An 18,265-nucleotide genomic window follows, 5' to 3' on the forward strand; every position below is an offset into this window, starting at 1 on the left:
TGATTGAAATGAGTTGGTTTCTTATTACGTTGTTAAAAAGGATACTGTTGCAGAAATGTTAGACATTAAAGCGTTGCGTGCTGACCCAGAAGCCATTGCGGCTCAACTTAAAAAGAAAGGTTATGAGTTAGATGTGGCGACTTTTTCTTCCTTAGAAGAGCGTCGTAAAGCCATTCAGGTAGAAACTGAACAGCTGCAGCAAGAGCGTAACTCGGTATCCAAAGAAATTGGTCAGGCGATGAAGTCTGGTGAGAAAGATAAAGCGGCTGAACTTAAAGCTCAAACAGCTACATTGGGCGATGATTTAAATGCAGCGAAAGACCTGCTAAACGAAGTTCAGTTAGCCATGGAGGCTTTGTTAGAAGGCATTCCAAATCTTCCTCACTCATCTGTGCCAGAAGGTAAAACAGAAGATGACAACATAGAAATTCGCCGTTGGGGTCAACCTAAAGCCTTTGATTTCGAGCCAAAAGATCATGTGGACCTTGGTGAAGCGATGGAAATGCTGGATTTTGAAGCGGCAGTTAAAATTACAGGATCTCGTTTTGCCGTTATGCATTCAGATCTAGCTCGACTTCACCGTGCCTTGACTCAGTTCATGATCAATACGCACGCCGATGTACATGGTTATAGCGAAGTTTATGTTCCTTACTTGGTAAACTCGCATTCACTAAAAGGTACTGGTCAACTTCCTAAATTTGAAGCAGATCTTTTTAAAGTGCCTGTCGACAAAGACAGTGGAAATAATGATCTTTATTTGATTCCAACTGCTGAAGTGCCAGTGACTAATTTGGTACGTGATGAAATTTTAAATGATGCAGATTTGCATAAGAAATTTGTGGCGCATACTCCTTGCTTCCGTAGTGAAGCGGGCAGCTATGGTCGTGATACGCGCGGTATGATCCGTCAGCATCAGTTTGAAAAAGTTGAGCTTGTGCATGTTTGTCGTCCAGATCGCTCTGAAGAGGTGCTTGAGGAGCTTGTGGGGCATGCGGAAGCCATCTTGCAAAAATTAGAACTTCCTTATCGTACTGTCATTCTATGTGGTGGTGATCTTGGTTTCTCTGCACATAAGACTTATGACATTGAAGTTTGGTTGCCAGGCCAAGCGAAATACCGTGAAATTTCTTCTTGTTCTAACATGTGTGACTTCCAAGCTCGCCGAATGCAGGCTAGATGGCGTAACCCTGAAACGGGTCGCCCAGAATTGGCACACACTTTGAATGGTTCTGGACTAGCCGTTGGGCGTACCTTGGTTGCAGTACTAGAAAATTATCAAAATGCCGATGGAAGTGTGCGTATTCCTGATGTACTAATTCCTTACATGGGTGGCAAAACGCTTTTGAAAAAAGCGTAATTTACAGGACTAATAAAAAAGCCTCGTAGGAGGCTTTTTTTGTATGAGAGCAAATTATGACGGGCAAGGTCTATTTGATTGGTGCGGGTCCAGGGGATCCAGAATTATTAACGTTAAAAGCTTATCGCTTATTAAAAATGGCGGATGTGGTTTTATATGATCGATTGGTTGGTAAAGAAATTATCGATCTGATTCCTGAAACAGCAGAAAAAATGTACGTAGGTAAGGCTAAATCACTTCATAGCCTTCCGCAAAACGAAATTAACAGCTTGCTGGCTCGTAAGGCTAAAGAAGGTAATATGGTAGTTCGTCTTAAAGGCGGCGACCCTTTTATCTTCGGCCGAGGCGGTGAAGAGCTAGAAGAGTTAATTGAAGAAAATGTGGCATTCGAAGTTGTGCCGGGTGTAACTGCTGCCGCTGGTTGTGCTGCGTATGCAGGAATTCCTTTAACGCATCGTGATTATGCTCAATCAGTGCGATTTTTAACTGGGCATTTAAAAGATGGGACAACTGATCTTCCGTGGGAAGAATTGGTTCATCCAGCTCAAACTTTAGTTATCTATATGGGCTTAACAGGCTTAAAGGAGATAAGTCAGTCTCTGATGAAGTTTGGTATGAAGCCATCTATGCCTGTCGCCATTGTCGAAAAAGGCACCACTAAAGAGCAGCGTGTTTTCACATCGACAATTGAACATGCCTATGATGTTTCGATAAAAAATGAAGCGAAATCACCGGCTTTATTAATTATTGGTGAAGTCGTAACCTTACAGGAAAAACTAGAATGGTATGGGAAGTACTAATTCGTAATTTCCATAAATAGAAAATAAAAAAGCGGAGTTCATTAAGTTAAAGCTCCGTTTTTTTATTGATTAGATAGTAATCAAATCTATTACAAGCAGTTGGCGGGTTTTGGTAAACCTGCAATTTTCGCGGCTAACTTTGGTGGACTGCCAGGAAAAAGTGTCATTAAGTAAATGCTTCTGCCTTTCTCTGAACCAAGTGCTTTGCTAACAGTTTTTACTAAAGGTCGCATGGCAGGAGATACTTCGTATTCATTGTAGAAGTTGCGGAGTAAATGAATGATTTCCCAATGAGCATCGGTAAGTTCTAGATTGAGCTCTCTAGCTAATTGATTGGCTAGTTCAGGTGTCCAATCTTGTAAATTCAGTAAATAGCCTTCTTCGTCTAAAATTGGCGTCTTATTTTCCATAAATGCAGTCTCGTCTTTCTAGTCGTTACCAGCTTATATTTGCTTGGGCGGAAAAAGTGAGTTCTACCCATTCTTCGTCAGAAAGTGATATTCCTATTTTAGGTGTTAATCCATAAGCTTTTACATCACTTTGTAAATAGAAGATTTCGATATTTTTTTTATCTATAAGTATTTTAAATGAATTACTATGTTGGGTCGTTCGTAAAATACCTTCTTCAATAAGTAATATTTGGTCGCCTGTTTGAAGGCTGTTTTGCCATGTTTCTTCAAGGTCGACAGTGTAAGCAAGCTGGTTTATTTGATGAAGTGTCATAATTAGAACCGAAAAACCTGTTGGTAATTTGAAAACATCTGATTCCACTCTGTTTCGTTGAGCGCTTGAGTTCCTTGCCATGTGTGTTCCGTATTGGAATTTAGGTGGGACTCTTGGATAAAGATATTTTCAATATCGTAAAATTCTAAACCTTCTAGTAATTTATGAAGATTTTTCCCTTGTTCTACTTCGGGGCTTTGATTAGTTCCTAAAATAGACAGCGCTGCGCCAGATAAACAAAGATCAACAGCTTGTTCAAAAGTCGCCAAAACCAAAGCAAGGTCCAAACCTTCTTTACAAGATAGACTTGAATAGGGGCTACTGTTTAGGTGAATTAAAGTGTTCTTCATTTGTTTACCTAAACTGAATGATTTTATTTGTGGTGTTCATGAGTTCAACCAAAGTGCCTAACCCTTCAAGTTGGAATTGCTCAGCTAAGGAATGTTGATTTAATTCGTATCGACGACTTTCGTCCTCACTAATAATTCCGCGACGCACGGCTGCTGCAATACACAAATACAATGATATATCGTATTTTTTGGCAATGTTCTGCCACGCTTTTGTTAGGTGTATTTCATCTCTAGGTGGTTGGTTTAATTTATTACCAATCAATACGGCGTCTTCATAAAAAAACACACCTTTAATACAGTCAGGATATCTTTTTAAGGCTGCTTGCATAAAGCGAAGAGCAGTGTGGCAAGCTTTACTTTGATACGGTGAGCCTGTGATTAGCAGGGTGTATTGCATTAAAAAACAACCTTTATAAAGCAAATGAAATTAGCAGATTAATAAAGTTTACACATAAAAAAGGCCGCAGTCTGCGGCCTTTTTTATTTTGCGTTTGTTCTCCTTCTATACTTTCGTTAGAAAGAAGTACTAGTCATCACTATTTGCCATGCCAAGCAAAGATAAGATGCTAAGGAACATGTTGTATAGAGAAACATACAAGTTCACAGTCGCAACAATGTAGTTTGTTTCACCACCACGTACGATTTGGTTTGTTTGCAGCAAAATAATAGCGGCAGAAAACAAGGCAAAACCCGCAGAGATGAAGATTTGAAGCGCTGGCATTTGTACAAAGAAGCCTGCGATAACAGCAAATAATAGGACAAAGAAACCTACTGTGATGAAGCCGTTAAGGAAGCTGAAATCTCTTTTTGAAATAAGCGCATAAGCAGATAATGCTAAGAATGACAGGCCGGTAATGCCTAGCGCTGACATAATCAAACTTCCACCACCAGGCAGAGTTAAGTACATGCTTAAAATAGGGCCAAGAGTTAGTCCCATAAAACCAGTCAAAGCAAATACAAACAAAATGCCAAGTGAGCTATTTTTAAATTTGTGAGTTAAGAATAATAAACCATAAAAACCCACGAGAGTAATGATCAACCCTGGATGTGGTAGATTCATTGTTACGCTTAAACCAGCTGTAAATGCACTGAATAACAATGTTAGAGACAAAAGTCCATAAGTGTTACGAAGCGTTTTATTTGCCGCTTGTGACGATGATGAAGGTGCCGATAAGGCTTCCGTATAACGCATGATTATTATTCCTCTAAGGTTTATAACTGTCTACTAAGACGTAATATGCGGTTGAAAGTTCCAAAGTTCAAGTTAGATTGTTTATCTAATGAGATAAAGATAGAAGAAAACTGCAAAATATAGAGGAAAATTAAAAATAATTAAGCTTAATTGGCATTTTTTGCTTTTTATTGAGTTTAAAATCACTCTTATTTAGAGGGGCGTTGTTTAAATAAAGATAATGTTTAGGATACTTATACCTATGGCCCCTTAGTTCTATTAAGGAATTTTTTTCTCCACCGTGTTCAGGAAAAATGAAAAATAGCCCTCTAATATTTGATATCTGCCTTTTTCAGTGCCATATGGTTTGTGAAGGTTATCGTGCTTATAGTGATAGCTTTTGGTAAACTATTGTACTAAATATGCGAAGCGAGATTTATGTTGGATAACGACTACTCATTACCGATATCATTTTCTATGGCGGCCCAAATTGGGTTAGAGGAAACGGTGCTGCTGACTTTTTTAAAGCAGCAGGCTTACCTCGCTAACGCCCATGTTTTACGAGTTGAAATAAGTCGGTTAAGCGTCCAACTGCCTTTTTGGACTATGCCTATGTTGATGCGATTGTTGGCAAACTTACAGATTAGTCAACTACTAAGTTTTCAACGCAAAGACGAAATATTAGACATTCAATTGGTGTCATCAAATAAGACGACACAAATAGCGCGAACACAAGAGACAGCATTAGCACCTCAAGATGATGCGTTGATGAGTAAGATGGATAGATTGCATAAAGCATCTAGAGAAAAGCCAGAAGAATTTACTCCTCAGCCTAAAAGTTACCCAGCGAAGCAGGCTGTAAGGCAATATGATGCGCCTTTCTCTCCACCTGTAGCGAATGATCGTCGTGGCGTAACGGATTTTGATTTGTACCTTGAGCAAAAAGAACGCTCTCGTCAACCTGATCAATGGCAGCCAGAAGAAGCAACATTAGAGCAAATTACGCAAGCCGGTATCGCTCGTGATTTTGCCTTGTCTTTACAGCCTGAATTTTTACTAAGAATTAAAGAGCAGCGTAAAAATGTCAGAACATGGAATAGCGAATTTTTTAAATACGTAAAACGTCAGTGGCAATACAAACAATCGGATCGGTCTTCATATGAAGGAACCTCAGGCAGTACAAAATTTAATAAAACCTCTCGAGAACAGGTTAGCGATGCCCTCACAAACATCCACGACACAGACTGGTGAGTCTGGAGCCTATGGTACAGGCTCTTTTAATGCCGGAAATACAAGTCGTGAATCTGGTCCAACTGAGGCAGAGCAGCAAACACGCGTTCTAGTGAATATGTTGTTTGCTCGTTTTAAGGCGATTTATACTCATAAATTTGCCTCTGCTTACAGTAATCCTGACGAAGTGAAGTTGGCGAAACGTGAGTGGGCAATTGCTTTGAAAGGATTTCAAGAGCCATTGTTAGCTTACGCGGTAGAGCGGACGAAAGAAGTGTACGCATGGCCGCCGACCATCTCTGAGTTTTTAAAACTAATTAGTACAGCGTATAAAGCATATGGTTTGGCTGATCCACGTTCAGCGTACTTAGAAGCCTGCTCTTGTCGAGTTGATCCGCTTACTTATAAGTGGAGTCATCCTGCTGTTTTTTTTGCTGGTTCAAAAGCTGGCTGGTATAAATTAAAGTCTGAAGAAGAGCGTGTATCCTGGACTTTATTTGAGCAAGCATACATCGCAATAGTTGATCGAGTGATCGCTGGTGAGCGTCTAGTCATTCCCAAAATAATAATGATTGAAGATAAGCTCACACTAGGTGTTCCAGATCTAACGAGTAAAATAGCTAAAGAATTGTCAATAGAAGAAGAAGAAGTTGCGGCTTTACTCTATTACACGCAAAAAACTCATGGATCTGGAGTGCGTAAGCGTTACAGAGAAATTAGCCAGAAAAAACTTTTAGAGATGGGTTATAAAGATAAACTTCCTGAATAGTGAATCTATTTGATTTGTGTCATGCGACACGTTTTATCCTAGCAAGGATGCTATCGATGTAAATTTTATCTGCACACGGTGAAAGTTACATAAGATATTGAAACGTTTGGTAAGGTGATTATGTTGAAAGTATTAATTGTTGATGATCATGATGTGGTTAGTCAAGGAATTAGCCGTGTACTACAAGACGTGACTGGTGTAGACGTGGTTGGTGTTGTGCATAATGGAGAGGAAGCAATTATTCAGGCTAAATTATTGCTGCCGGATATTATTCTTATGGATGTACATATGCCTGGAATTGGTGGTTTAGGTGCCACCAAAGAAATAAAGCGTATTCTTCCTAAAATAAAGATCATTGCTTTGTCCGCATTAGACGATAACCTCTATCCAGTAAAATTATTAGAAGCGGGCGCGTCTGGGTATTTAACCAAAGGAACAAACACGTCTGAACTGTTAGAGGCTATTGAAGTGGTTTCTAAGGGCGAGCATTATATTTCTAAAAGCGTTGCTCAAAAAATGGCGTTATCTAAATTCTCAATTGACGGAGATGGCTCGCCATTAGGACAACTATCAGACAGAGAGCTACAGGTTGCTCAAATGATTGTAGATTGTAAAAAATCTAATGAAATTGCCGAGCACTTAAATGTGAGTCCTAAAACCGTAAGTACTTACCGTACACGTATTTTCACCAAATTAAGCATAGAAAGTGATGTGGAGCTAATCCATATGGCGGTACGTTATAATGTGCTTGGTATGGGCTAGGCGAAAATGAGGTTTGTTTGAGCCATTCTGAATTTGATCCTAAGCATTTTGTTAGTAATTTAACCACTCGGCCAGGCGTTTATCGCATGTATGGCACAAAGGGTGAATTATTGTATGTCGGAAAAGCCAAGAATCTAAAAAATCGTGTGGCAAGTTACTTTCGAGTGACAGGACTCACCACGAAAACAATGGCATTAGTTGGTCGTATTCACACGATTGAAATTGCTGTTACCAAAAGTGAAACAGAAGCTTTGCTGCTTGAGCAAACACTCATTAAGCAACACCGTCCGCCCTACAATATTCTCCTACGAGACGATAAATCCTACCCGTATATTTTATTATCGAACCATAAGCATCCAGCTTTGTTATTTCGTCGAGGCGATAAAACAGATAAAGGTACTTTGTATGGTCCTTTTCCAAGTGGTGGTGCAGTAAAAGAAAGCCTGAATACTATGCAGAAGGTATTTAAAGTGCGCCAGTGTGAAGATTCGACATACTCGAACCGGTCACGTCCTTGCTTACAATATCAAATCAAGCGTTGTTCAGGGCCTTGTGTTGGCTTAATTAGCGATGAAGAGTACGAATTAGACGTGCGCCATGCACGCATGTTCTTACAGGGTAAAGACCAAGAACTAACCTCTGAAATCACAACACAAATGACCTCTGCTGCTGCCGACATGGAATTTGAACGTGCTGCCGAACTGCGTGATCAAGTGATCCAGCTAAAACACATTCAAGAGCAACAGCACGTTTACGGACAAACGGGTGATGCAGATGTTATAGCTTCAATTATTCAGCCCGGTGGTTTGTGTGTTCATGTGATGATGGTGCGCAAAGGCAAAGTTGTTGGCAGTAAAAGTCATTACCCAAAAATGCCAATAGAGATAACAGAGGGCGAGTTGCTTTCGTCTTTTATCGCACAGTTTTATCTCGGTGGTATACAAGAATTACCTAAAAATCTGATTGTCAGTCATGAGCTAGAAGATGGGCAGGCGTTAATAGAAGGTATTTTTGAAACCACACAAAAGAAAATTGAAGTGTTCAGCAATGTTAGAGGACAGCGTGCTAGATGGCTCGACCTCGCCAAGCTAAATGCAGAGCAGGGATTGCAAGCTCGTTTATCAGATAAACGAAACCACTTTAGTCGTGTGACGGCATTGCAAAAATTATTAGGTTTCTCTGAACCACCAAGTCACATGGAATGTTTTGATATTAGTCATTCTAGTGGTGAAGCAACCGTCGCGTCCTGTGTTGTATTTGGGCCGGATGGGCCAGATAAAAAACGCTACCGTTCTTTCAATATAGAAGGTGTCGAGCCTGGTGATGACTACGGTGCAATGAAGCAAGCTTTAACTCGTCGTTATAAACGTGTAAAAAGCGGCGAGCTAGATGCGCCTGATGTACTGTTGATAGATGGCGGTAAAGGTCAATTAACTCAGGCTGAATATGTATTAAAAGAGCTTGGCCTAGTTGATATTTTTTTATTGGGCGTAGCAAAAGGTGATACGCGCAAACCAGGATTAGAAACACTTTATATCGGGTCTAAAGAAGATGAGGTGGTTTTGCCGCCAGATTCGTCAGCATTACATTTGATTCAGCATATTCGTGATGAGGCTCACAGATTTGCTATAAAAACTCACCGCCGTAGAAGAGATAAGAAGCGTCGTCATTCAATATTGGAAGAGATACCAGGAATAGGTCCAAATCGTCGTAAAGAGCTTTTAACCGCCTTTGGTGGTTATCAGGAATTATTATCCGCCAGTCAGGATGACATTTCAAAAGTAAAAGGAATTGGTATTAAAAAGGCAGAAGAAATTTATCTTTACCTTCATAAAAGTTAAGCTGGGTTATAGAGATAGAATATAGCCTAAGAATTAGGAATAAAATGAACATACCAAATATATTGACCTCAGTACGTATCTTTATGATACCGATCTTAGTGGGGATCTATTACTTGCCATGGGAAGGACGTTATTATACTTGTGCGATTATTTTTGCACTTGCTGCGATAACCGATTGGCTAGATGGTTTTTTGGCTAGAAAGCTTGATCAAACTACACCATTTGGTGCCTTTTTTGACCCTGTTGCCGATAAGCTAATGGTATCGATTGCCTTGGTAATGCTGGTGGCAAGTTATGCGAATCCATTATTAACCATAGCGAGTGCCATTATTGTTGGTCGAGAGATCGTGATTTCCGCATTACGTGAGTGGATGGCTGAAATGGGTAAGCGCGCAAGCGTGGCTGTTTCATATATTGGTAAGTTGAAAACGAGCATGCAAATGTTGGCTATCTTTATTTTGCTTGGTAGTCGTCCTGAAACGACTTCTGCTCATGTTGGGGAGGCTGTTTTAATCGCCGCTGCTGCGTTAACGCTCTGGTCAATGTATGTTTATTTAAAAGCGGCTTGGCCTGAGTTAAAAACGAAAGAGTCGAACGAAAAGTAAACAGAAATAAAAAAAGTCCTTAAGTTAGCTATTTATTTGAAGATTCCTCTTGACGTGAAAGCTCAAATACATAGAATAGGCACCGTCTTTTGAGACGCGGGAATAGCTCAGTGGTAGAGCACAACCTTGCCAAGGTTGGGGTCGCGAGTTCGAGCCTCGTTTCCCGCTCCAATAGATGAAAAGAATTCTGATTAGAGGCCGGATGGCAGAGTGGTCATGCAGCGGACTGCAACTCCGTTAACGCCGGTTCGATTCCGACTCCGGCCTCCAAAAATCAGATATGCCCGGGTGGTGAAATTGGTAGACACACAAGACTTAAAATCTTGCGCTTAATAGGCGTACCGGTTCGATTCCGGTCCCGGGCACCATTTATGGTGCCTTTTTTTATGCCTGCACTTTCTTATCTTGCTTAATCCCTCTGAATATATACTCTCAAGCGTTTTCTTAGCGTTACTTCAAATTGTAAGCTTTTCCTTTTATATACTGTCTGTTCTGAAACTCAGCACCGTATCTCTACTGTAAAATGTTTAAATGCGCCACCTGGCAAATAAAGGGGTTGTCATTTGATATTTTTATTCTGATAGACTTAAATTTCGTAGTTTTATAGTTAAAAAATTGGAATTAATTATAAAAAAACTTTCAGATAGCTTTAAATCTTACCGCTTTGGTTCATATTTTATTTATAATAGGGTGTCGATTTTTTATTTAACCTTAACGGACTAAGAGTTTTTAATGAAAATACTGAGTTTGGATGATCACCCTATATTTAGCCAAGGCTTAAAAGCCTCCTTATCTGCTCACTCGCCAGATTTTGATGTGACTTCTGCTTTTAATAGTAAACAAGCGCTAGAGTACCTACAGCAAGATACTGAGTTTGATTTGCTAATATTGGATTTATCTATGCCTGATATGGATGGAATCGCATTCATGAAGTCTCTGATCTACAGAAATATTGATCTACCTATCGTTATCATGTCAGCAAAAGAAGATTTGATTACCTTATCTGAGTGTTTTGGATTAGGAGCGTTGGGGTTTCTGCCAAAAACATGGTCGGTCGATCAACTTAGTGCAGCATTAACTAAAATAGCGAACGGCGAAATAGTTGTACCTGAAAATATAGCCAATTCTTTGGCTGTCATGTCAAAAAATTCCTTTAAGAACACTCAAACCTCTCTTAGTGAGCGACAGCTAGAAATACTGAAAATGGTTCAGGCTGGACTGAGTAATGCAGGTATTGCAGTTGTTCTTTATATTAGTGAGACAACAGTTAAGACACATTTACAAAAGATATTTAAAATTTTAGGTGCAAAAAATAGAATCGACAGTGTGCGTAAAGCTGAAAGTTTAAAAATATTGCCTATTCTTAAATGAAATTATTCAACGTAAGTTCTTTCTTAGCTCTGATAAATGATTATTTTCTAAAGGTGTTTTATTTTGATTGAATCAATATTGAATGCTAAAAATAATGAAGTTCTTATTGAAAAAGAACGTTTTACCTTATATATGGGGGAAATGTTACGAGTCTGTATTGGGTCTATATTTATAGGTCTTCCTCTTTTTTCTTTTATTTTTTTACCTCAGGCCTATCGATACTCTTTCAGCGTTTGGTTTGCTTTTGATATCGTTTTATTGCTGAGCGTGTTTTTCACCTTTTACGGGTTTTATAAGCATAACGGTAGATTTACTGATTCTATGTGGAAAAAAATCAGTGATATTCCTATTCTGATTTTTAGCTTTTATATCGCATCTGCTCCTTGGTTATGGCTTCAAACAGAAGTGGATATTTATTTTTATACCATGTTTATTATGGTTATTTCATTAACGGGGACAATTACACATTCTATCTCTTATTATTTTTCGAGGCAGGCGTTATTTTCTACTCTGCCTATATTATCGTTACTAATAAAATTTTATACGATGGAAAGCCATAATCATTTTGAAATTTACATTGTGGTTCTTTTGGTTTTGGCTGGATTGATCGCATTTTCCCATCGTATTAATAAGTCTCTGACAAACGCTATTGTTTTGAAAATTGAACATCTTCAGGCACGGGCTAATGCTGAGCGTGTTAATGCAGAAAAATCTCAATTTATCGCGGCTGCAAGCCATGATATTCGACAGCCGCTTCAAGCAATTAATCTCTTAGTTGATACCCTAAAATCAAGAAATACGAATTCCAAGGATGGTATTCTGTTCGAACGTTTGGAAAGTAGTGTTGATAGTATGTCTGAGTTGCTTAATAGCCTGCTTGATGTGTCTAAGCTAGATGCACAGGTCATTATTCCTCAGCCGAAACATCTTTGTTTAACTGAGTTATTACTGAAATTACAGGGAGAGCTAGAGCCATTGGCGAAGGCCAAAGGCCTGAATCTGAGGGTTGAAGCGGAAAATATTACGGCGGTGGCGGATGTCATTTTACTAGAGCAAGTATTAAATAATTTACTGTCAAACGCTATACGTTATACCGAACATGGTGGCATCATATTATCTGCTAAGAAAGAGTCAGAAAAAATAACAATAAGTGTAAGAGATACAGGGATAGGTGTGAATATCCTTGATCAAGAAGCTATATTTCTTGAATTTCGTCAGTTGCATAATCAAGAGCGTGATAAAAGCAAAGGCTTAGGGTTAGGGTTGTCGATTGTTAAGCGACTGTGTGCATTGCAAAATTGGCCCTTGTCTCTTGATTCTGAATTAGGTATTGGCAGTTGTTTTAGCTTCACAATACCGCAAGGAGATAGTGAATTAATCCAAGTGGTAGAAAAGGTAGATATTAACAAGAACTTAGTGGCTGTGGATGTGATTATTATAGACGATCATGAAGGTGTTCGTTTTAGCTTATCTAATATGTTGCGAAGTTGGGGTTGTAAAGTACGTACATTTGATTGTGCTGACAGAGCTTGTGAAGAACTGCGCTCGTTTCCAGAATGGCAGCCTAATTTAATAATATCAGATTATCGTTTACGAGAAAATTTAACTGGTATTGAAGGGATTGCACAGATTAAGAAGGAATTAAAATCCGAGGCTGAATCTATTATTATTAGTGGCGATACGGCACCAGACATAATAAAGAAAATAGAAGAGAGCGGTTTGATTGTATTACATAAACCAATCAAACCGGCAAAACTTAGAGTCGTACTATCTAGAAAGATGAAAAGTATTATTGAAAATGATTAAAACCTTTCTAGATATTTTTTAATGCATAATAGCAGTGAAATTACTTGTTAGCCCTTAAATATTCGAAGCCAAATAAGCTTTTTCCTGACTTATGGTTGTAATATTGGCAATACAGCTTTTCACCTTCTTTAGGTGCTAAAGTACTTGTATTAGCTGAAATACTCAGCATTGTTTTGCCTTTTTTTGATAGTTTCTTTTTCCATAATCCACTACGCTGGCTGTTGCTTCCTTCTGCACATTCTTCAATGCCTTCAGAGTTTCCACAATACAGCATCATGGCCTTTCCACTTAATACATCGACGCTGTAAGGTATTTCTGTTTTGCCTTCAGTTTCATTGACTGCACCTGCACTAGGATTTGCCGACTTAATGCACTGCATAGACCAATCATTTGAGTTGCCTAGAGCTTTATATGCTTTTGTATCAACTTCCATGTAGGCTATTTGGTAAGGCTGAAGGGAAGGTAAGATACAGCCATCGGTTAATTGACCTTTTTCCCTTTCTATAAGACCTGTACGTTTTTCTTTAGTAAAGCCTTTTTGGAATGTGTAAGACCTGTTATAGCCGATGATAATATTTTCAGGTTTAACGTCAGTACAGGTTGTCATAGATGTTAGGCTTTTATCTGGCCCGCCAGCTAGACTTGGGGTTTGAGCTGAACTAGTAGCGACATTGAATACGCCGATTGATAATACTAACCCCATAGATATAGATATTTTAGATAATGTCATTGTTTCATTCCTTTGATTGCTGAATCATTACTTGGTGGACTATATAGGTCGGTAATTAAAACAGTAAAAAAACCATACTTTAGTATGAATATGAATGGCGTTAGAATGGTATTTAATTCATCGACTGAATCAATCGATGAATATGTTGTTTAGCCTGTAATTGAGTAGAAGCAACTTCTGTATTGTTGCTCTAAGCTTTAAGTAATAATTGAGAGAGATACTATGTCCGGATCAGAAGAAAAAGCGAAAGGGCGCCTTACTACTAGAACGGTCGCTATGCCGAGCGATACTAACCCAGCGGGCGATATTTTTGGTGGCTGGGTTGTGTCGCAAATGGATATTGCCGCAGGTATTTGTGCGGGCCAGCGTGCTCAATCTCGTGTTGTCACTGTGGCGTTAGATGGGATGAGCTTCATTCGACCTGTGAAGGTTGGTGATATCTTAGGTGTTTATACATGTGTAGAGTCGGTTGGTCGTACTTCAATGAATATATTGGTTGAGGCATGGGTTCGACGAGACCGTATTGGTCATCGAGAGAAAGTGACGGAAGGTATGTTTAAGTTTGTAGCGATTGATGAGGATGGCCGTTCTACTCCTATTCCACATGAAGATGATCTGCCAGATTATGTGAATAACGATTTTCATGATCATTAGGATTGATTGCCATTTTTGTATTTAAAAGGTCATATTTTATTTTCACATGGCTAAGGGTTGTTTGTTTTTTGATCTATTTTGATGTCATACTGCAGAAACTATAATTTTTAAATGGAAGTTTGATAATGAAATTAATTAAATATTTTTCTATTTTTTTTGTGCCTGCTGTTTTGTTTGGTTGTGCTTCTGGCTCTCACACTCTTACTGGCGACCCTCGTCCAGAAATTGAAGTAGATCAGGTATCGGTATTCACAGAAACGCCTACATTTGATTATGTCGTGGTTGGTGCTGTACGAGTATCGAGTGGTAATAGCTTCACTGAAGAGTCTCGGATTGAAAGTGCTACTGAAGAGTTGAAAGAGCAAGCTGCGAAGATTGGTGCAAATGGTGTGGTGTTGGACGACGTTACTCAGTTGTCTTTTCGTGGTTTAGGCTCTAATGTTGGTTTAGGTCTTAGTAGCAGAAGTGGCGTTGGTGCTTCTCTCGGTTCGAGCTTTTCATTTCCAACAACTGAGATGACTGGTACAGCTATTTATTATGAAGTAGAGATAATAGAATAAGCTTAATTATTTAGACAAATATTACATAAGAGTATTTTTAGTAAGATTTTTATCTTTATTAGATGTGTAGATAATGCAAACAAAAACAATAATTAAATATTGTCTTTGTTTGCATTGGTAGTTATTACATTTTAGTTACATTCACTTTGAAGTCATTGTCACCAAGAGACTTGCTAATAGTATAAGTGACCGAAGTCGAGCGACTTTCTTTAGAGTCATTTTCAATTATTTCTATATTAGCGATACATTGTTGGAACCCAGTTCTGTTATCTGTGCTTAACGTTCCGATGTCGTTGATCTTATATGATAAGTTATCGGCTTTCTTTCCAAATTGCTTTGCAACTTTACTCTTTACCGTTTCTAGTACTGAGTCCTTTGTAGCAGAGTCGTTGCATGTAGGTACATCACTACCTGAAAAAGATATAAGTACAATTAAAGTTAATAAAACACCTGCGCCTAAACGTACACCTAGTTCTTTTTTTCCTGATTTAGGTGAACCTTCAGGCTTTGGGGAAAATGCATGCTTTATTATTTCTTTCCATTCCCAGGAATCAGTTGTTTCAATTGTGCTGGTTTCAGCTGCACTTTTTTCAACTTCAGTAGTTTCTAAGTCGTTAGTATTTTTATCTTTCATATATCCCTCATGATATCCCGATTTAAAATTAAATTAGATGAATTACGGGACTACTTCATCTAACGTTGATTTTAGGTGCTATTGAGCTGTGCGATCCTTCTAGCTCAAACTATTCGACTAGCTAAAATTATAATTAAAATAAGAACTCAACTCTACTCTAATTTTAATTAATCATGCGTATTACTCAAAATAATGAAATTGTTTTTTAATAGAGTTACTTCAGAAAATTAATAAATTGGCTATGTTTTTATTCATTCATCTGCTTCTAAAAAATATATAAGTTTAGACAAGTATTGTATTTAATTTGAAGTTTAATGAATGATGTTTTTTAGTTTTAAAGCTAAAATAGCGCTTTAAAACTAATGTATATACACGCTCAAAAAGTTCAGCCTGACCTAATAAAAATTAAAAGGAGTAAATCATGTGGATTATCTATGCCTTGCTATCCGCTCTATTTTTTGGAGCGCGTGGGGTAATGTATCAATGGACATCACAGAAAAATATCAATCGTAATTTAATGCTATTTGGTGTGTTTTTTGTGGGGTTTGTTATTAGTGCTGTTGCTATGTATGTATTAGATCAGCAATGGTATGGGTGGGCAGATGTCTGTGTTGGGTTGGCAATGGGCTTCGGTTCTTTCGCTGCGAATGCCTCTTTGCACAAAGGTTTTTCGGTAGGTAAAGCCTCACTTATTAGTATTCTATCGGGTTTACCACCATTATTTGTTGTACTGTTGGCTTTTCTATTTTGGAACGAAACACTCACAACGCAACAATTAATAGGTTTTATTATTATTTTTGTTGGGCTTTATACAATCCGTTATTCAAACGATATCTCTTTTCGTAATTTACAAGGCGCTCAATGGGGGTTACTTGCCGCACTGTGTTTTGCACTGAATGATCTACTGGGTAAACAATCGACTCGTCTTGATGCAGATATGTTCGCGACACTAACACTGATGTTTGGTTTTGGTAGTTTCTTATTTGCTCTTGGTTGGTTGAAAAGTTGTCAAGTAACCGAACAGGAGAATAGTAGTGCTGACCCTCGTTGGTCAGATCTAAAAACATTTTCTTGCGGGCTTCTTATTGGTCTAAGTAATGTGGCTGGAATGATGGCAATATTATCCGCTTTTGCAATCGGAGCTGCCGGATTGGTTTCTGCTGTAGCAGCAATGAATATTTTAATTATTTTATTATATTCGCGTGTATTTCTAAAAGAAGCCTTTAGTCGTCAGGAAATTTTAGGGTTAACAGCTGCACTGGTAGGTATTCTTATTTTACGCTTAAGTCAGTAAAGGCTTTTTGAAATATTGCATATTATGGGTATTCAATTCAATACTATGGTTCAAAGAGAATAGTCTCAAAAAAACTATCTCCCAAAACCAACAAAGCCCTAACTAAAAATAGCTAGGGCTTCATCTAAATGGTACCAGTAGGCGGACTCGAACCGCCACGCCCGAAGGCAACGGATTTTGAATCCGTCGTGTCTACCAATTCCACCACACTGGCCTTGAAAAAGGTGAAACGTATTTTATGTTTTTTTGTATAAGAGTCAATCGTTTAACATGAAATAAGTCTATTAAATTAGTTAATTGACTTCATCACGTCTTCAGACCAAAGCATGGCTTCAAGAAAAGATCGATTTAGATCTGTTATTTCTTTTGAATTCATGGATTGCATGTTATCCCAGTTTTGTTCTTCGCAATTTAATGTATGTCTAAGATAAAAGCCTAATTCTCCTACGCAGTCGGTAATAGCTTCCAATACGCTTTTTTCTAGGGCTATTTGTTCTAATACGGTTTTCTTATCGATATTGAATATCGCGTCTATACCAGACATTAAACCCACCATAAAAGCAGATTCAGCTTGTGTCGATTTTTTATTTTGAGCTAATAGCTGGCAGCAGCGACCTCGTGTTAGAAGTACTTTGAACAACGAGTTGGGTTGGTTTGTTGATGAAGTTAGAGTGATTAATAGAGTCCATTTTTTTAATTGAATTAGACCTAAAAAGACAATGGCTTCTTTAATCGAGGTGACTTTTTTAGAGATGCCACATACTGGGCTGTTTAGAATTCGTAGCATTTGATAAGACAGTTTTGGATTTCGTTCAACGAGGCCTGTAATCGCTTCAATACTGATGTCTTTGTTTTGAAGGGCGTTTAGGAGCTCGACAGCACTATGTGTAGCTGAGTCGATTTTTTTACCTTTAATGATTTCAGGTCGTTGTAAAAAATACCCTTGGAATAAGCTGAATCCCAGTTTCTTACAGAGCTCAAACATTTCTTCATTTTCGATTTTTTCAGCTAATAAAATTAAACCTTTTGCTTTTAAGTCGTCTATTTGCTCCTTGTATTGGTTTGGAGGAGTGGCTAGAACATCTACTTTAATAATCGACACCCAAGGTAATAACGATTTGTAATTCTCATCAAATTGATAGTCATCCAAAGCAAAACGATAACCAGCAGAGCGCCATTTTTTAATTGATTCGATAAAATCAGGCGTTATTTTTTGGTCTTCGAGTATCTCAATGAAAACGGTATTGGGGTCGATAGGAAAAAAAGCATCCGATTGCATAAGGTCGGTGGTGATGTTAACAAAAAAAGGCTTTTTTAATTCATCTTTCATTTTTGTGATGCCAATACACAAATTCACAAGAACTTGGCTTGTAGCTGCTTCACCATCAGATACGTTGGCATTTAAAGTGTCTTTCCCACGGAATAGCAGTTCATACCCAAAGATTTCTTTCGTCTTTTTGAGTATTGGTTGCTGAGCCATCATTAGGTCATCTAAAACCGTTGGAAATTCCATTTTATACTTCTCTTAATCAAATTTATTTTTGTAACTCTAGAGTAATTCCATTGTTTATTATTCTTCTATCAAAATATATCGTTCGTTATTTATAC

General features: G+C 38.3%; 20 protein-coding genes and 4 tRNA genes. 15 read left to right on the forward strand and 9 right to left on the reverse strand.

Translation table 11 applies throughout. The annotated features are described in order from the left end of the window. Positions 1-55: 55 nt before the first annotated feature. Both serS and cobA read left to right on the forward strand, forming a co-directional pair. Complete coding sequence (serS, locus tag IF202_RS02695; RefSeq protein ID WP_191593323.1) at positions 56-1,357, forward strand: serine--tRNA ligase; 1,302 nt, start codon at positions 56-58, stop codon at positions 1,355-1,357. A 56-nt stretch (positions 1,358-1,413) separates the two neighbouring features. Next, positions 1,414-2,157 (forward strand): uroporphyrinogen-III C-methyltransferase, encoded by a 744-nt coding sequence (gene cobA, locus IF202_RS02700; RefSeq protein WP_191593324.1) that lies wholly within the window; start codon positions 1,414-1,416, stop codon positions 2,155-2,157. 89 nt (positions 2,158-2,246) lie between these two features. On the opposite strand, the gene IF202_RS02705 is transcribed toward cobA, so the two are convergent. The 5 genes from IF202_RS02705 to IF202_RS02725 form a co-directional block, all read right to left on the reverse strand. Then, positions 2,247-2,567, reverse strand: coding sequence for a TusE/DsrC/DsvC family sulfur relay protein (locus tag IF202_RS02705; protein ID WP_191593325.1), 321 nt, complete (start codon positions 2,565-2,567; stop codon positions 2,247-2,249). A 25-nt stretch (positions 2,568-2,592) separates the two neighbouring features. Next, positions 2,593-2,880, reverse strand: coding sequence for a DsrH/TusB family sulfur metabolism protein (locus tag IF202_RS02710; RefSeq protein WP_191593326.1), 288 nt, complete (start codon positions 2,878-2,880; stop codon positions 2,593-2,595). A 2-nt stretch (positions 2,881-2,882) separates the two neighbouring features. Continuing rightward, a complete protein-coding gene (locus IF202_RS02715) occupies positions 2,883-3,230 on the reverse strand; it encodes a DsrE family protein (RefSeq protein WP_191593327.1) in 348 nt (115 codons plus the stop codon). 4 nt (positions 3,231-3,234) lie between these two features. Continuing rightward, positions 3,235-3,627 (reverse strand): sulfurtransferase complex subunit TusD, encoded by a 393-nt coding sequence (gene tusD, locus IF202_RS02720; RefSeq protein ID WP_191593328.1) that lies wholly within the window; start codon positions 3,625-3,627, stop codon positions 3,235-3,237. 129 nt (positions 3,628-3,756) lie between these two features. Beyond that, a complete protein-coding gene (locus IF202_RS02725) occupies positions 3,757-4,422 on the reverse strand; it encodes a Bax inhibitor-1/YccA family protein (RefSeq protein ID WP_191593329.1) in 666 nt (221 codons plus the stop codon). A 417-nt stretch (positions 4,423-4,839) separates the two neighbouring features. Here IF202_RS02725 and IF202_RS02730 point away from each other — a divergent pair, with 417 nt between their 5' ends. The 10 genes from IF202_RS02730 to IF202_RS02775 all read left to right on the forward strand — a co-directional run bounded on the left by IF202_RS02730 (position 4,840) and on the right by IF202_RS02775 (position 12,785). Further along, positions 4,840-5,652 carry a DnaT-like ssDNA-binding domain-containing protein gene (locus IF202_RS02730; protein ID WP_191593330.1) on the forward strand — a complete coding sequence of 271 codons (813 nt, stop codon included), beginning with the start codon at positions 4,840-4,842 and terminating at the stop codon, positions 5,650-5,652. Continuing rightward, the gene (locus tag IF202_RS02735; RefSeq protein WP_235963176.1) at positions 5,618-6,400 is read left to right on the forward strand and encodes a replication protein P; all 783 of its coding nucleotides are present in this window, start codon (positions 5,618-5,620) and stop codon (positions 6,398-6,400) included. The genes IF202_RS02730 and IF202_RS02735 overlap by 35 nt, the downstream gene beginning before the upstream one ends. Positions 6,401-6,520: 120 nt before the next feature. Next, positions 6,521-7,162 carry a response regulator gene (locus tag IF202_RS02740; protein ID WP_191593331.1) on the forward strand — a complete coding sequence of 214 codons (642 nt, stop codon included), beginning with the start codon at positions 6,521-6,523 and terminating at the stop codon, positions 7,160-7,162. Positions 7,163-7,179: 17 nt separating this feature from the next. Then, positions 7,180-9,003: an excinuclease ABC subunit UvrC gene (uvrC, locus tag IF202_RS02745; protein WP_191593332.1), complete on the forward strand. Its 1,824-nt coding sequence runs from the start codon at positions 7,180-7,182 to the stop codon at positions 9,001-9,003. Positions 9,004-9,047: 44 nt separating this feature from the next. Continuing rightward, positions 9,048-9,608, forward strand: coding sequence for a CDP-diacylglycerol--glycerol-3-phosphate 3-phosphatidyltransferase (gene pgsA / locus IF202_RS02750; protein WP_191593333.1), 561 nt, complete (start codon positions 9,048-9,050; stop codon positions 9,606-9,608). A gap of 96 nt (positions 9,609-9,704) precedes the next feature. Beyond that, a tRNA-Gly gene (locus IF202_RS02755) sits at positions 9,705-9,779 on the forward strand. A gap of 25 nt (positions 9,780-9,804) precedes the next feature. Continuing rightward, positions 9,805-9,878, forward strand: a tRNA-Cys gene (locus IF202_RS02760). A 12-nt stretch (positions 9,879-9,890) separates the two neighbouring features. Then, a tRNA-Leu gene (locus tag IF202_RS02765) sits at positions 9,891-9,976 on the forward strand. A 364-nt stretch (positions 9,977-10,340) separates the two neighbouring features. Then, positions 10,341-10,979, forward strand: coding sequence for a response regulator (locus IF202_RS02770; RefSeq protein WP_191593334.1), 639 nt, complete (start codon positions 10,341-10,343; stop codon positions 10,977-10,979). 63 nt (positions 10,980-11,042) lie between these two features. Beyond that, entirely contained in the window at positions 11,043-12,785 is a 1,743-nt protein-coding gene (locus IF202_RS02775) for an ATP-binding response regulator (protein ID WP_191593335.1), read from the forward strand. Positions 12,786-12,825: 40 nt separating this feature from the next. Here IF202_RS02775 and IF202_RS02780 read toward each other — a convergent pair whose 3' ends face one another. Then, complete coding sequence (locus tag IF202_RS02780; protein ID WP_191593336.1) at positions 12,826-13,515, reverse strand: hypothetical protein; 690 nt, start codon at positions 13,513-13,515, stop codon at positions 12,826-12,828. 222 nt (positions 13,516-13,737) lie between these two features. Here IF202_RS02780 and IF202_RS02785 point away from each other — a divergent pair, with 222 nt between their 5' ends. After that, positions 13,738-14,169: an acyl-CoA thioesterase gene (locus IF202_RS02785; protein ID WP_191593337.1), complete on the forward strand. Its 432-nt coding sequence runs from the start codon at positions 13,738-13,740 to the stop codon at positions 14,167-14,169. 125 nt (positions 14,170-14,294) lie between these two features. Next, positions 14,295-14,729 carry a hypothetical protein gene (locus IF202_RS02790; RefSeq protein WP_191593338.1) on the forward strand — a complete coding sequence of 145 codons (435 nt, stop codon included), beginning with the start codon at positions 14,295-14,297 and terminating at the stop codon, positions 14,727-14,729. A gap of 124 nt (positions 14,730-14,853) precedes the next feature. On the opposite strand, the gene IF202_RS02795 is transcribed toward IF202_RS02790, so the two are convergent. Next, positions 14,854-15,363: a hypothetical protein gene (locus tag IF202_RS02795; protein ID WP_191593339.1), complete on the reverse strand. Its 510-nt coding sequence runs from the start codon at positions 15,361-15,363 to the stop codon at positions 14,854-14,856. A gap of 421 nt (positions 15,364-15,784) precedes the next feature. On the opposite strand from IF202_RS02795, the gene IF202_RS02800 reads away from it, so the two are divergent. Next, positions 15,785-16,657, forward strand: coding sequence for a DMT family transporter (locus tag IF202_RS02800; protein WP_191593340.1), 873 nt, complete (start codon positions 15,785-15,787; stop codon positions 16,655-16,657). A 129-nt stretch (positions 16,658-16,786) separates the two neighbouring features. Here IF202_RS02800 and IF202_RS02805 read toward each other — a convergent pair. After that, a tRNA-Leu gene (locus IF202_RS02805) sits at positions 16,787-16,871 on the reverse strand. 75 nt (positions 16,872-16,946) lie between these two features. Next, positions 16,947-18,170 (reverse strand): EAL and HDOD domain-containing protein, encoded by a 1,224-nt coding sequence (locus IF202_RS02810; RefSeq protein WP_191593341.1) that lies wholly within the window; start codon positions 18,168-18,170, stop codon positions 16,947-16,949. Between the last annotated feature and the right edge of the window lie 95 nt (positions 18,171-18,265).

It is taken from the genome of Marinomonas colpomeniae, from assembly GCF_014803385.1.
Classification (GTDB): domain Bacteria; phylum Pseudomonadota; class Gammaproteobacteria; order Pseudomonadales; family Marinomonadaceae; genus Marinomonas; species Marinomonas colpomeniae.